At 71.1% G+C, this 14269-nt stretch carries 11 protein-coding genes; 7 read left to right on the forward strand and 4 right to left on the reverse strand.

What is annotated here, in order from left to right:
* The first annotated feature begins 9 nt into the window (after nucleotides 1-9).
* A complete protein-coding gene (locus ACYVLT_RS14420) occupies nucleotides 10-360 on the forward strand; it encodes a VOC family protein (RefSeq protein WP_461120676.1) in 351 nt (116 codons plus the stop codon).
* A gap of 63 nt (nucleotides 361-423) precedes the next feature.
* Here ACYVLT_RS14420 and ACYVLT_RS14425 read toward each other — a convergent pair whose 3' ends face one another.
* Together ACYVLT_RS14425 and ACYVLT_RS14430 are read right to left on the reverse strand one after the other, a co-directional pair.
* Complete coding sequence (locus ACYVLT_RS14425) at nucleotides 424-2628, reverse strand: discoidin domain-containing protein (RefSeq protein ID WP_461120677.1); 2205 nt, start codon at nucleotides 2626-2628, stop codon at nucleotides 424-426.
* A 123-nt stretch (nucleotides 2629-2751) separates the two neighbouring features.
* The gene (locus ACYVLT_RS14430) at nucleotides 2752-3795 is read right to left on the reverse strand and encodes a LacI family DNA-binding transcriptional regulator (RefSeq protein ID WP_461120678.1); all 1044 of its coding nucleotides are present in this window, start codon (nucleotides 3793-3795) and stop codon (nucleotides 2752-2754) included.
* A gap of 95 nt (nucleotides 3796-3890) precedes the next feature.
* Between ACYVLT_RS14430 and ACYVLT_RS14435 the strand changes: the two genes are divergently transcribed.
* Entirely contained in the window at nucleotides 3891-4355 is a 465-nt protein-coding gene (locus ACYVLT_RS14435) for a pentapeptide repeat-containing protein (RefSeq protein WP_461120679.1), read from the forward strand.
* Between the two features lie 111 nt (nucleotides 4356-4466).
* Here the strand turns inward: ACYVLT_RS14435 and ACYVLT_RS14440 are convergent, their stop codons facing one another.
* Together ACYVLT_RS14440 and ACYVLT_RS14445 are read right to left on the reverse strand one after the other, a co-directional pair.
* A complete protein-coding gene (locus ACYVLT_RS14440) occupies nucleotides 4467-6836 on the reverse strand; it encodes a glycoside hydrolase family 3 C-terminal domain-containing protein (protein ID WP_461120680.1) in 2370 nt (789 codons plus the stop codon).
* A gap of 240 nt (nucleotides 6837-7076) precedes the next feature.
* Nucleotides 7077-8303 carry an ROK family transcriptional regulator gene (locus tag ACYVLT_RS14445; protein ID WP_461120681.1) on the reverse strand — a complete coding sequence of 409 codons (1227 nt, stop codon included), beginning with the start codon at nucleotides 8301-8303 and terminating at the stop codon, nucleotides 7077-7079.
* A gap of 186 nt (nucleotides 8304-8489) precedes the next feature.
* On the opposite strand from ACYVLT_RS14445, the gene ACYVLT_RS14450 reads away from it, so the two are divergent.
* Genes ACYVLT_RS14450 through ACYVLT_RS14470 form a run of 5 tightly spaced genes read left to right on the forward strand, consistent with a single transcriptional unit; the run spans nucleotide 8490 to nucleotide 14255 of the window.
* Entirely contained in the window at nucleotides 8490-10148 is a 1659-nt protein-coding gene (locus ACYVLT_RS14450; protein WP_461120682.1) for an ABC transporter substrate-binding protein, read from the forward strand.
* Nucleotides 10145-11275, forward strand: a complete 1131-nt coding sequence (locus tag ACYVLT_RS14455) for an ABC transporter ATP-binding protein (RefSeq protein WP_461120683.1) — start codon at nucleotides 10145-10147, stop codon at nucleotides 11273-11275. Before ACYVLT_RS14450 ends, ACYVLT_RS14455 begins: the two co-directional genes overlap by 4 nt.
* A complete protein-coding gene (locus ACYVLT_RS14460) occupies nucleotides 11272-12252 on the forward strand; it encodes an ABC transporter permease (RefSeq protein ID WP_461120684.1) in 981 nt (326 codons plus the stop codon). The genes ACYVLT_RS14455 and ACYVLT_RS14460 overlap by 4 nt, the downstream gene beginning before the upstream one ends.
* 3 nt (nucleotides 12253-12255) lie before the next feature.
* Complete coding sequence (locus ACYVLT_RS14465; RefSeq protein WP_461120685.1) at nucleotides 12256-13248, forward strand: ABC transporter permease; 993 nt, start codon at nucleotides 12256-12258, stop codon at nucleotides 13246-13248.
* The gene (locus tag ACYVLT_RS14470) at nucleotides 13245-14255 is read left to right on the forward strand and encodes an ABC transporter ATP-binding protein (protein ID WP_461120686.1); all 1011 of its coding nucleotides are present in this window, start codon (nucleotides 13245-13247) and stop codon (nucleotides 14253-14255) included. Before ACYVLT_RS14465 ends, ACYVLT_RS14470 begins: the two co-directional genes overlap by 4 nt.
* Nucleotides 14256-14269 lie beyond the last annotated feature (14 nt).

The raw sequence follows: 14269 nt of genomic DNA on the forward strand, positions 1-14269 counted from the left end.
GGAACGATCATGCGCTTGGCCACGATCCTGCTCGACAGCGCCGACCCGGCGAAGCTCGCGGAGTTCTACGCCGCCGCGACCGGCTGGCCGTCGACCTACGCCGACGACGACTTCGTGTACCTCGGCGACGGCGGCGCGGTGCAGCTGGGTTTCCAGCGCGTCGCCGGCTACCAGGGCCCGAGCTGGCCCGACGACCGCAAGCACGCCCACCTCGACTTCGCCGTGGACGACGTGGGCACGACCGTCGCGACCCTGCTCGACCTCGGCGCGGGCAAGCCGGACTTCCAGCCCGGCGGGGAGAAGTGGACCGTCCTCACCGACCCCGAGGGCCACCCGTTCTGCGTGATGCCCGCCGAATGACGTGAACCGCCCCGCCGGGACTCGGCGGGGCGGTTCGTCGAACGCACGGTCAGGCAGCGGTCGTCACGGGTAGTTGACGACGTACCGCTGCTGCGTGGCCATGTTCGCGGCGCCACCGATGCCGTTCACCACGTTGTCGATCGTGCCGACACCGCCGAGCGACACCGTGACCAGGTCGTGCAGCCGCACACCCGGTCGGTTGGGCACCTCGAAGCCGTTCGCCGTCCGCACGCTCGGGTCGGCCTGGTTGAAGGCGTACACGCCCATGCCCCAGCCCTCGTGCGTGGTGACGTGGTCGGCCACCTTGTACCCGGCCCAGCCCAGCTGGGAGCCGTTCATCCAGGCGGCCTGGTTCGGCGGGTCGTACGGCAGCTCGTTCTGGTAGAAGTACGTGCGGCCGCCGTTGCCGTTCCACACCGTGTTGTACTGCTGGTAGTGCTCGACGAACAACCCGTACGCGGTCACGTTGTCGCCGTTGACGACGACGCCGTTGCGGCCGGTGTTGGCGGTCCAGCCGGTGGGGCCGGTGCCGTGGTCGGCGCGCCACACCCACGTGTGGTCGATGATCACGTTGTCGCTGTTGACCTCCAGCGAGACCGTCGCCTTGCCCGCCTGGGGACCGCCGACGCGCAGGTACACGTCGTGCATCGAGGTCGGGTTGGCGGCGTGCGAGGCCGACGAGTTCGTCGGGCCGAGCTGGAGCAGCACGGGGGAGTTCTGCACACCGGCGTCGACCAGGAAGCCGGCCAGCTTCACACCATCCACATCGGACACGGCCAGCGCGGCCCGGCCGGTGTCCGGCGACAGCGTCGCCAGACCGAGGCCCAGCACCACGGTGTTCGGCCGGGTCACGTTGATCGTGTCGTTGAGGCGGTGCACACCGGGCGTCAGCAGCAGGTGCTTGCCCTGTGCCAGCGCCGCGTTCGTGGTCGCCACCGGGGTGCCCGGCTTGACGATGAAGAAGTCGGCCAACGAGATCGACTGGCCGGCGGGCGCGCCGGACTCCCAGCTCGTGCCGCGGGAGTTGTGCCGCAGCGCGGGGACGAACACCTTGTACTCGCCGTTCTCGAAGTGCAGGAACGGCTTCTCGCGCACGACCGGCGTGGTGTCGACCGTGGTGTGCGAGGGGTTCGGGAAGTGCTGGGCGGGCGCGCCCTGCGAACCGACGAACACCATGTTCCACACCGAACCGTTCCAACCGCCCGCGAGGTTGCTGTTGCGGGTCAGGAACTGCTGCTGCGAACCGGACACCGTGACGCCGTCGATCTTGCTGTCCACGATGAGGCCACCGGACGCCCAGCCGTCGCCGCCGTTCCACAGCTGGACCTGGCCGCTGAGGTGCATCCGCCGGTAGGACGCGGCCTGGGAGACGGCCCACCGCTCGATCTGCCCGGCCGGCAGGTTGACGTGCAGGTTCTCCGCCTGGCGCCAGAAGTTCTGCGTCGCGTTGCCCAGGTTGTTCGGGTTGTCGCCCTGCTGCAACCAGTCGGCCTCGACGCGCACGTGGCCGTTGAGCCGCACGTCGTCCGGCCGCAGGCCGAGGCCCGCGACCTGGGTGTAGAAGCGGAGGTTGACGTCCGCGTCGTACACGCCCGGCTTGTACAGCACGGCGTACCGCTCCGAGCCGAACTGGTTGGTCTTCATCTGGGTGGCGATCTGGTCCAACCGCGACTGCATCGCGGCGCGGTCGTAACCGGGGCCGTAGACCAGCACGTTCGGGCCGAAGTCCGGGTTGCGCGGGTCGGTCGGCGGGATGACGATGCCGCCGGTGGTCTCGGTGTTGACCGCCAGCTCCCACAGCGAGTAGCCGTAGCCGGTGGCGCGCGCCGTGCCGTGCACCCTCAGGTAGCGGCCGCTGCCGGCCACGGTCAGGGTCTGCACACCGCCCGTGCCGGTGGTGGTGGAGTAGGCGGTGTTCCAAGTGGACGCGTTGTCGGACAACTGCACCTGGAACGCCCGGCCGTAGGCGGCCTCCCAGGTGAGCGTCACGCGGCACACCTGCTGCGTGGAGCCGAGGTCGACCTGGATCCACTGGGGGTCGGCGAACGCGCTGGACCAGCGGGTGCCGGTGTTGCCGTCGACGGCGGCGGCGGCAGGGGTGCCGCCGTTCTCGACGGACGACGCGGTCACCGGCCGGTTCAGCGCGGCGTTGGTCGTGCCGCACTCGGCGGCCTGCGCGGACTGGGTGATCACGGGGCTGAGCACCGCGGCGAGGCCGAGTGCCAGCGCGGCGGTCAGGACCCGTGACAGGGAACGGGGAGAGCTCATGGTCCTACCTGACGAGGTAAGGGGCGCGAGATGGCCCGGAGCTGTGCCTCCGTGGCACCGGAGGCGCTGAGAGAGCGCTCTCTCGGAGCGTAACGCCGATGTTGCGAAGACGTCAACGACGGTTCAGGCGGACTCGCGCACCACCAGCGCGGGCTCGAAGATGACCGATTTCGGGCGCAGTCCCGGTTCTTCGACGTGGTCGAGCAGCAACCGGGCCATCCCGGCCGCCATGTCCTCGACCGGTTGGCGCACGGTGGTCAACCGCGGCCGGCAGACCAGCGCGGGGCTGCTGTCGTCGAAACCGACCAGCGCCACGTCGTCCGGCACGCGCCGACCGTGCTTGTGCAGCACCGCCAACGCGCCCTGCGCCATCAGGTCGTTCGCCGCGAACACGCCGTCGATCCCGGGGTGCTCGGCCAGCAGCCGTTCCATGGCCACCTCGCCGCTGGCGGCGGTGAACCCGCCCTCGGCGATGGGGACGTACGGGATCCCGTGCCGCGCCACGGCGTCGCGGAACCCGGTCAGCCGGTCCTGCGACGCGGGCACGTCCAGCGGTCCGGTGATCGCCGCGACCCGGCCGCACCCGCGCCGCACCAGGTGGTCGGCGGCGAGCTTCGCCCCGGCCCGGTGGTCGAGGTCTACGTAGCTGATCGGCACGGGGCGGGCGGGCCGCGCGAACAGCACGGCGGGCAGTTCGGCCGCCACCAGCCGGGCGGGCAACGGGTCCTCGGCGTGGGTCGAGACGAGCAGCGCGCCGTCCGCGCTGCCCTGCCGCAGGAACGCCAGCACGTCCTCCCTGGCCCGCTCGGTGTCGGCGACCATGAGCACCGGGTGCACGCCGCGCGTGCGCAGGAAGCCCAGCACCCCGCTGGCCACCCGGCCGAAGAACGGGTCGGAGAACACCCGCGTGGCGAACGCGTCCTCCTCGCCGGGGTCGCCCGCGCCCGACACCACCAGCGCGATCGTGCCGGACCGCTTGGTCACCAAGGACCGGGCCGCGCGGTTGGGCGCGTACCCGGTCTTGTCGATGGCCGCGCGGACGATCTCCTGGATCTTGCGGTCGACGTTGCGGGTGCCGTTGATGACCCGGGAGACGGTCGCGCGGGACACGCCGGCGACCCGCGCCACGTCCTCCAACGTCGGCGGGGCCGTCGGCGGTCTGCTCATGCGGCTCATTCTGCCATGTCTGGAGAGCGCTCTCCTCGCCTTGACGGACCTCGCCGCCCGTGCCGGGCACGACCGGGCGGTGCCACACTCGAACGATGGACGCCGACGACTTCCGCGCGCGGCTCGTCCCCGGTGCCGACCTGCGCGGAACCACCTTCCCCAGCGGGGAGTTACCCGGGATCGACCTGCACGGCGCGGACCTCCGCGGCGCCAGGCTCGGCGCCCCGGACTTCGACGGCACCGACCTCGTCGGCGCGGTGCTCACCTCCTGCGCGCAGCCGCACGCCCGCCTCGTCGGAGCCGACCTCCGGGGAGCCGATCTCACCTCCACCGACCTGCGCGGCGCGATCCTCACCGACGCGCTGCTCCCCGCCAGCGGGCACTCGGCCGACGGGCACTCGGCCGGCCTCGACCCCTCGGCAACCCGGCGGTGCGCACCGCGCGGATCGACCTCTCCGCGTTCGACGGGGCGCGTTTCGACGCCTCCACGCAGTGGCCCGAGGACGTGCGCGAACAGGTCGTGGCCAACTCGGTCGTCGCCCCGGACGGCAGCCGGGTGATCACCGCGCCACCGAAGCCGCCCGGACCACCTTCCCGCCCGACACCTCGGCGCCGCCGTCGGTCCCAGGAAGGGACCCACCTACACCTGGTGATCCCACCCGGGACCAGACCTAGCCGCGGGTGCTGCGGGCGGTGAGCGGTGTGGTGCCCGCCGACGGGCCGACCAGCACCGTGAACCCGCCGGGCTCGGTCGTCCAGCCGGCCGCGGTCCAGTGCTGGTACGCGCGCTCGGGCACCTCGACGTCGACCTCGACCGCCTCGCCCGCGCCGGCGGTGGCGATGGCCCAGCCGGCCAGCCAGCGCTCCGGCCGTTCGACCGCGCTGTCCGGCCGTGCCAGGTAGACCTGCACGACCTCGCGCCCGGCGCGGTCGCCCGTGTTGCGCACGCGCACTCGGACACCGGACGCGGTGGCGGTGACCTCCTCGTACGCCCAGGTCGTGTAACCGAGGCCGTGGCCGAACCAGTAGGCCGGCCGCGCGTCGGACCGGTGCCAGGCGCGGTAGCCGATGTGCAGGCCTTCGTCGTAGCGCAGGATGCCGTTCTCGGGTGCCACGTTCGACACGGGCAGGTCGCGCGCGGTGGCGGCCCACGTCGTGGGCAACCGGCCACCGGGTTCGCGGACGCCGAACAGCACGTCGGCCAGCCCGTGGCCGGCCTCCTGGCCGGGGAACCAGGAGAGCAGCACCGCGGCCACCTCGTCGCGCCAGGGCAGTTCGACCGGGCCGCCGGAGTTGACCACGACCACGGTCCGGTCGTTCACCGCGCGCACCGCGCGGACCAGCTCGTCCTGGCGTCCGGGCAGGGCCAGCGAGGTCCGGTCGAAGCCCTCGCTCTCGATCTCGTCCGTGGTGCCGACCACGACCACGGCGACGTCGCTCGTGCGGGCCAGCTCGACGGCCAGCGCCAGCTCGTCCGCCTCGCTCAGGTGGGGCGGGTCGGCCGCGAGGACGGTCGCCGTCCCGGTGTGTTCGCGCAGCTCACGGCGTGCCACGAGGTCGACGGTCGTGCCCTCGTCCAGGTGCGCCGTGGCGTGCCGGGACGGCGGGGTGAGGTGGATGACGGCCGGGTCGTCGGTGTCGAGCGGGACGTCTTCGTCCACCAGCCGCTCGCCGTCGACGTCGAGGGTGAGGCGGCCGAAACCGGCGACCGAGATCGTCCAGTCGCCGGTGACGTCCACGGTGAGCTTGCCGTGGATCTCCACCGTGTGTGCGCCGTCGACCAGCGGCACCTCAAGGATGCGGCCGAGGAACCGGTGCTCGGCGGTCAGCTCCGCGCCGTCGGCGTCGAGCAGCCGGACCAGCACGCCGGGCTCGCCGTCGTGCGGGTGGCGGGCGTTGGCGGTGGTCAGCGGCGACGGTCGGGTCCGCGGCCGGACGCCGGCCGTGTGCCCGACCTCGGCCACCTCGGCCAGACCGTCCACGAAGGACACGACCGACTCGGGGTAGACGCCCGCGCTGCCGCCGCCCTGGATGCGGGCGGTGGCGGCGTTGGGACCGAGGACGGCGACCTTCGCACCGGGGGACAGCGGGAGGGTGCCGTCGTTGCGCAGCAGCACGGTGCTCGCCGCGACGGCTTCGCGGAGCAGTTCCAGCGGGGCTTCGACCTGCGGTTCCCGTGCGGCCGTGCCGTTGAGCGCGCCGACCCTGGCGGCCAGCCGGAGCAGCCGTGCGACCTTCAGGTCCAGCGCGTGCTCCGATACGTCGCCGTTCCCGACGGCGGCGACCAGGTCGTTCCAGGGGCTCTCCGGGCCGGGCATGGCGAGGTCCTGGGCGGCGTTCGCGGACGGCGCGGTGGACCGGGTCGCGCCCCAGTCGGAGACGACCAGCCCGTCGAAGCCCCAGGAGCCCTTCAGCGGCTCGTCCAGCAGCGGGCTCTCCGACATGGTGGTGCCGTTGACGCCGTTGTAGGCCGACATCACCACCCACACGCCCGCCTCGACGGCGGCCTCGAACGGGGCCAGGTAGACCTCGCGCAGGGTGCGGTCGTCCACGTCGGCGTCCAGCGTCATGCGTTCGGTCTCGGAGTCGTTGGCCACGTAGTGCTTGGCGGTGGCCGCGACGCCGCCGCTCTGCACGCCGGTGATGTAGGCGGCGCCGATGCGGGCGGTGAGCAGGGGGTCTTCGGAGTAGCACTCGAAGTGCCGGCCGGCGAACGGCGACCGGTGCAGGTTGAGCGTGGGCGCGAGCAGCACGTCCACGCCCTTGCGGCGCGCCTCCGCCGCCAGCAGCACGCCGAGCCGGCGGACCAGTCCGACGTCCCAGGTGGCGGCCAGCGCGGTGGGGGAGGGCAGGGCCAGCGACGTGCTGCGCTCGTCCCACCCCTGGCCGCGCACCCCGATCGGCCCGTCCGACACCACGATCGACCGCAACCCGATGTCCGGCTCGTCGTGCGTCCGCCAGACCGCGGCCCCGGTCAGCAGCCGAACCTTGCGCGCCACGTCCAACTTGCCGACCAACAACCCCAACTCCGGCTCGTCCACACCGACCCCTCACCTCGGAGAGCGCTCTCCCATCCCACCTTCGGCCCCCACCACCCACCATGTCAACCACCCCGACCGTAGAACTCGGGGTACCTGAACGTACGACTCACCCGACCTGAACGTACGACTCACGCGAGAGTCCTACGTTCAGAACGCGCGTGTCCTACGTTCAGAACGCGCGTGTCCTACGTTCAGAACGCGCGTGTCCTACGTTCAGGTACCCCGAGTTCAACGTTCAGGTCAGGCGATGTCGGCGCGGGAGACCGGTTTGCGCGGGTCGGCTGCGCGGTCCAGCAGGGCCGCGACGGGCAGGGTGGCGGCGCCGACGGCGACGGCGTCCGGACCCAGCCGGCCCAGCTCGATCGAGATCTGCTCGTACGGGTGCCGCAACGCGTGCGCACGCGTCGCCGCCACGATCCGGTCCAGCTGGTGCGAGCCGAGGGCCAACCCGGCCCACCCGCCCAGCACGATCCGCTCCGGGTTGAACAGGTTCACCAGGTTCGCGATGCCCGCCCCCAGGTAACCGGCGGTTTCGTCGAGGACGCGGGCTGCCGTCCTCGACCGGGACGCGGCGTCGATCAACGCGGCCACGGCCGACTGCTCGTCACCTCCGGGCAGCTCACGCCCCCGCGCCTTGCGGTACCGGTCGAGGATGCCCTCCGCGCCCACGTAGGCCTCCAAGCACCCCGAAGCCCCGCACCGGCACGGCCGACCGCCGTACACGATCGTCGTGTGCCCCCACTCGCCCGCCGAACTGGTGGCGCCCCGGTACACACCGCCGTCGGTCACGACCGCCGCACCGACCCCGGACCCGATGAGGGCTATCACCACGTGCCGAGCCCCACGACCGGCCCCGAACCACATCTCCGCCTGACCCTGCGTCTTCGCCCCGTTCTCCACGTACAACGGCCACGCGGACTCCGACGCCGAGGCCACCAACTCCTCCAGCCGCACGGCGTCCCACCCGATGGTGGGCGCGTGCACGACCGCCGTCGCACCCTGCTCGACCGTCCCGGGCACGCCGATCCCGACGCCGAGCACGGTCGATGCCGGGACTCCGGCCGAAGCGACCACGTCCCGGACCGACGACGCGATCAACGACGCGACCGCGCCGGGGGACGACGGCGACAAGGCGTGGTCGAAGGCGGCCAGCTGCGTCAGCGACAGGTCGAACAGCTCGACCTTGATCCCGGTCTCGCCCACGTCCACCCCGACCACGTGCCCGAACGCCGGGTTGACGCGCAACAGCACCCGCGGCCGGCCGCCGTCGGAGTCGACCGAACCGGCCTCCACCACGAGCCCGTCGTCGACCAGCTCCGCGGTCACGTTCGACACCGTCGCGGCCGACAGCCCGGTCCGCCGCGACAGCTCGTACCTGCTCAAAGGCCCGTCGAAGAACAGCGTCGACAGCAGCGTCGACCGGTTCTGCCGACGCAGGTCGCGGACGGTGGTGCGCTTCGGAGCCACGGCTCGGACCTTAGTTTGCGACTTAAAATTAGACTAAGTTTGTAACCTGTTCGTTATTGACGTGACTTGGCTCACCGGGGTTGAGTCTGCAACGACACGAGGACGCCGTCGGCGTCCCAGCCGCGATGGCACCCGCGGCCCGCACTCACGAGCGCTCGCCCTTCCCCCGCCCGACAAGGAGAACCCATGCGACTCAGGCGAACGTCCGCTCTCGCCGTCGCGGCAGCACTGCTGTTCTCGGCCGCCTGTTCCACCACGAACCCCGGTGCGAACAGCACGAACGAAGGCGTGCTGAACGTGGGCATGCCGAACGGCCCGCAGACCGAGAACAACAACCCGTTCCTCAACACGTCCGCGGCCAGCTCGCTCGGCTACCGCCGGCTGATCTTCGAGCCGCTGGCGATGGTCAACGAGACCAACCCCACGGAGAAGCCCAAGCCGTGGCTGGCCACCGAGTGGGAGTGGTCGGACAACTACGGCAAGCTGAGCCTGACCATCCGCGACGGCGCGACGTGGTCGGACGGCAAGCCGCTCACCGCCGAGGACGTGGCGTTCACCTTCGAGCTGCTCAAGAAGAACCCCGGCCTCAACGTCGACTCCGTGCCCTACGACGTGATCTCCACGTCCGGCAAGAAGGTCGACGTCGCCTTCCCGAGGTCGCAGTTCGTCAACCAGAAGAAGATCCTCGAACAGCTGATCGTGCCCAAGCACATCTGGTCGACGATCGCCAACCCGAGCACGGACGCGGTCAAGACCCCCGTCGGCAGCGGCCCGTACACGCTCAAGACGTTCACGTCGCAGACCGTCACGCTGACCGTGCGCGACTCGTACTGGCAGGAGCTGCCCAAGGTCAAGGAGGTCCGCTACACCTCCTACAGCGACAACAACGCGCAGACCACCGCCCTGGCGACCGGCGCGGCCGAGTGGAGCTTCGTGTTCATCCCGAACTACGAGGCCGTCTACACCTCCAAGGACCCCGAGCACTACAAGCTCTACTTCCCGCCGGTGCTCGGCATCCACGGCCTGTGGTTCAACACCAAGGTCAAGCCGTGGGACAACCCGGCCCTGCGCCGCGCGGTCAACATGGTGATCAACCGCGACGACATCTTCGTGCAGGGCGAGGCCGGGTACTTCTACCCGAAGGTCGACAACATCACCGGCATCCCGACGCCCGCCGGCGACTCCTACATCGCGCCCGAGTTCAAGGGCAAGGTCGTCAACGTCGACGTCGAGGGCGCGAAGAAGGAGCTGACCGCCGCCGGCTTCACCTTCGAGGGCGACAAGCTCAAGGACCCGTCGGGTCAGCCCGTCACGCTGAAGATGACCGTGCCGTCGGGCTGGTCGGACTACGTGACGAACCTGGAGATCATCAAGGACAACGTGTCCAAGATCGGCATCGAGGCGACGGTCGACCTGCCGAACGCCGACGCGTGGAGCAAGGCGCTCGACACCGGTGACTTCCAGGCCGCGCTGCACTGGACCAACAACGGTCCGACGCCGTACGACATCTACGAGAACATCATGAACGGCGCGCTGTACAAGCCGATCGGCGAGAGCGGCATCAACGGCAACTACGGCCGTTACGAGAACCCCGAGGCGACCGCGCTGCTCAACGAGTACGCCAACGCCTCCGACGACACCGCCCGCAACGCGGCCCTGCACAAGCTCCAGCAGATCCACGTGCGGGACATGCCGGTCGCCATCACCTCCGCGGCCAACGCGGGCGGCCAGTACAGCACGAAGAACTGGGTGGGCTGGCCCGACCAGGCCAACCCGTACGCGCCCGCCCAGCCCACGCTGGAGAACGCGCTCGACGTCGTCATGCACCTGAAGCCGGCCGCATGACGACCGGCACCGCACCGTCGGCCTCCGGGACCACTGAGGTGGTCCTGGAGGCCGATGGCCTGACCAAGCACTTCCCGGTCCGCAAACGCGGGCGCGAGCTGCTGTCCCGGACCGTGCGCTCGGTGCGCGCGGTCGAGGACGTGACGCTCGGGCTGCACCGCGGCCGGGTCACCGCCCTGGTCGGCGAGTCCGGTTCGGGCAAGTCGACGGTGGCCCGGCTGCTGGCGCAGCTCTACCCGCGGACCGCCGGCGTGATCCGGCTACACGGTGAGGCGGTCGAGGTCAAGGGCGGCAGGCGCTTCCGGGCGTACAGCAAGCGGGTCCAGATGATCTTCCAGGACCCGTTCGCCTCGCTGAACCCCGTGCACACCGTGCGCTACCACCTGACCCGCGCGTTGAAGATCCACGGCAACTCGGGCCGCACGCCGCAGGAGTTGGAGCGGGCGCTGGCCGACCTGCTGACCCGCGTGCAGCTCACCCCGCCCGAGCGGTACGTCGACAAGTTCCCGCACGAGCTGTCCGGGGGTCAACGCCAGCGCGTCGCCATCGCGCGCGCCCTCGGCGCCGACCCCGAGGTGCTGCTGGCCGACGAGCCGGTGTCCATGCTGGACGTCTCCATCCGGCTCGGCGTGCTGAACCTGCTGCGCGACCTGAAGGAACGCCTGCACCTGGCGATCCTCTACATCACCCACGACATCGCGTCGGCCCGCTACTTCGCCGACGAGACGTTCGTGATGTACGCCGGGCGCGTGGTCGAGGGCGGCGACAGCGAGACCGTGACCCAACGGCCCGCGCACCCGTACACGCAGCTGCTGATCGACTCCGCGCCGGACCCCGACCGGCCCGCCGCGCAGGAGAAGGACGGCGGCACGGGGGAGCCGCCGAGCCTGATCACGCCGCCCGAGGGCTGCCGGTTCAACCCGCGCTGCCCGCACGCCATGCGGGTCTGCGCGGAGCGGGTGCCGCCGCGGTTCGCCATCGGCGACGACGGCGCGCGCGGCACCGAGGCGCACTTCGCCGCCTGCTGGCTCTACGACGACGACCTGTCCGAGGGCGACAAGGTCAAGCTGCGCGTGGTCGAGGTCGGGTCGGAGACGGCCGGCACCGGCGCCGGGGAGGTGCCGTGAGCTACCTCCTCAAGCGGATCGCGTTCTACCTGTTCACCGCGTGGGCCGCGATCACCATCAACTTCTTCATCCCGCGCGTCATCCCCGGCGACCCGGTGCAGGCGCTGATCACCCGCTCGCGCGGCCAGATGACCAGCGAGGCCGTGCAGTCGCTGTACGTGCTGTTCGGGCTGGACAAGGACGCGAGCCTGGTCGAGCAGTACGTCGACTACCTCGGTCAGCTGCTGCGCGGCGACCTCGGCCTGTCGTTCACGCACTTCCCGTCGCCGGTGTCGCAGGTGCTCGGCGACGGCCTGCCGTGGACGCTCGGCCTGGTCGGCATCACCACCGTGCTCGGCTTCGCGATCGGCACCGCGCTGGGCACGGGCATCGGCTGGCGGCGCGGCTCGTGGGCCGACGCGCTGATCCCGGTGACCACGTTCGTCTCGTCCATCCCGTACTTCTGGCTCGGCCTCATCGCGATCGCGCTGCTGACCGGCCCGGACAGCTTCTTCCCGGCCTCCGGCGCCTACGACGGCGGCCTGGTGCCCAACCCGGACCTCCAGTTCATCGGCAGCGTGCTGCGGCACGGCATCCTGCCCGCGTTCACCATCCTGATCTCGTCCATGGCGGGCTGGATCCTGTCCATGCGCAACATGATGGTCACGGTGGCCTCCGAGGACTACGTGACCGTCGCGCACGCCAAGGGCCTGTCCGACCGCCGCGTGATGGTGGCCTACGCGGCGCGCAACGCGTTGCTGCCCAACGTCTCCGGGTTCGCGCTGTCGTTGGGCTTCATCGTCGGCGGCACGCTGCTGGTCGAGATCGTGTTCTCCTACCCGGGCCTGGGCCTGCAGCTGTTCCAGGCCGTCGGAGCCAAGGACTACCCGCTCATGCAGGGCATCTTCCTGATCATCACGTTGTCCGTGCTGCTGGCGAACTTCCTCGCCGACGTGGCCTACCTCGCGCTCGACCCGCGCACCCGACGGGAGGGCTGAGCCGTGACCGTGGTTCCCACCACCGGGACGGCCACCCCGGTCGCCGCGCCGGTGAAGCGCCGCCGGCTGCGGTTCGTGGCCAACCCCAAGGCCACCACCGGCCTGGTCATCCTGGGCTTCTTCGCCCTGATCGCGGTCATCGGGCCGTGGATCGCGCCGTACGACCCGTCGGCGCGCGGCAACGACCTGCTCCAGGGGCCGTCGGCCGCGCACTGGTTCGGCACCACCCACCTCGGCCAGGACATCTTCAGCCAGATCGTGGTCGGCACGCGCAGCGTCATCGTGGTCGGGTTCGTCGCGGGCCTCGTGGCGACGGTCCTGTCGATCCTGGTCGGCGTCACGTCCGGCTACCTGGCCGGCGCCGGCAGCGAGCTGCTCTCCGCGCTGTCGAACGTCTTCCTGGTGCTCCCGGCGCTGCCGCTGATGATCATCATCACGTCGACCCTGCCGGAGACCGGGACGATGACCATCGCGCTGGTGATCGGCCTGACGTCGTGGGCCTGGGGCGCACGCGTGCTGCGGGCGCAGACGCTGTCGTTGCGCGGGCGCGACTACGTGGAGGCCGCACGGGCCACCGGCGAGAAGACGTGGCGGATCATCCTGTTCGAGATCATGCCCAACCTCACCGCGGTCATCGCCTCCGGCTTCGTCGGCACGGTCATCTTCGCGGTGACCCTGGAGATCACGCTGGCGTTCATCGGCATCGGCGCGGGCGGCGACTGGAACTGGGGCACGGTCCTGTACTGGGCGCAGAGCCAGCAAGCCCTCGGGCAGGGCGCGTGGTGGTGGTTCGTGCCCGCCGGCCTGGCGATCGCACTGCTGGGCACCGCGCTGTCGCTGGTGAACTTCGGCATCGACGAGTTCGTCAGCCCGCGCCTGCGCGGCAGCGGCAAGACCAACGTCAAGACCGCCGACGGCCACACGGTCCGGATGCGCGTCGGCTTCACGCCGGTGCTCGCCACGACGGCCCCGTCCGAGGGAAGGGAGAGGCCGTGACCGACGCGGTGCTGGAGATCCGCGGCCTGAACGTGGACTACGGCCTCGGCGACGAGGCCGTGCACGCCGTCCGCGACGTGGACCTCACCCTCTACCGGGGCGAGGTGCTCGGCCTCGCGGGCGAGAGCGGCAGCGGCAAGTCGACCCTGGCCTACGGGCTGACCAGGCTCCTCCCGCCGCCGGGCGTGATCGCGGGCGGCGAGGTGCTCTACCACCCCGACGGCGGCGACCCGGTCGACGTGCTCCGGATGACCCACCAGGAGCTGCGGGCGTTCCGCTGGGCGGAGGTCGCGATCGTGTTCCAGGGCGCGATGAACTCGCTCGACCCGGTGCACCGGATCTCCGCCCAGCTCACCGACGTGATCAAGGCGCACGACCCGCGCGGCACGCCCGCGGCCCGGCTCGCCCGCGCCCGCGAGCTGCTGCACCTGGTCGGCATCTCCGCCGACCGGCTGGACAGCTACCCGCACCAGCTCTCCGGCGGGATGCGGCAGCGCGTGATGATCGGCATGGCGCTGGCGCTGGAACCGAAGGTCGTCATCATGGACGAGCCGACCACCGCCCTGGACGTGGTGGTGCAGCGGCAGATCCTGCGCCAGCTCGTGGAGCTGCGCGAACGCCTCGGGTTCTCGGTCGTGTTCATCACCCACGACCTGTCCCTGCTGGTCGAGTTCTCCGACCGGATCGCGATCATGTACGGCGGGCGGATCGTGGAGCAGGCGGACTCCGCCGACCTCTACCGCGACCCGCTGCACCCCTACAGCCACGGCCTGCTCAACTCGTTCCCCGCGCTGCGCGGACCGAAGCGCGAGCTGACCGGCATCCCCGGCTCACCACCGGACCTGCGCGCGATGCCCCCGGGCTGCGCGTTCCACCCACGCTGTCCGCACGCAATGGAGCGCTGCGGTGTGGAGGTCCCGGTGCTCGGAACCCCCTCGGCACACGAGGGGCCGGCCGACCGCACCGTGGCCTGCTGGCTGCACCCCGTTCACGACAACGGGCTCTGACCCCGTTCACGACG

This window comes from Saccharothrix stipae, assembly GCF_054781895.1.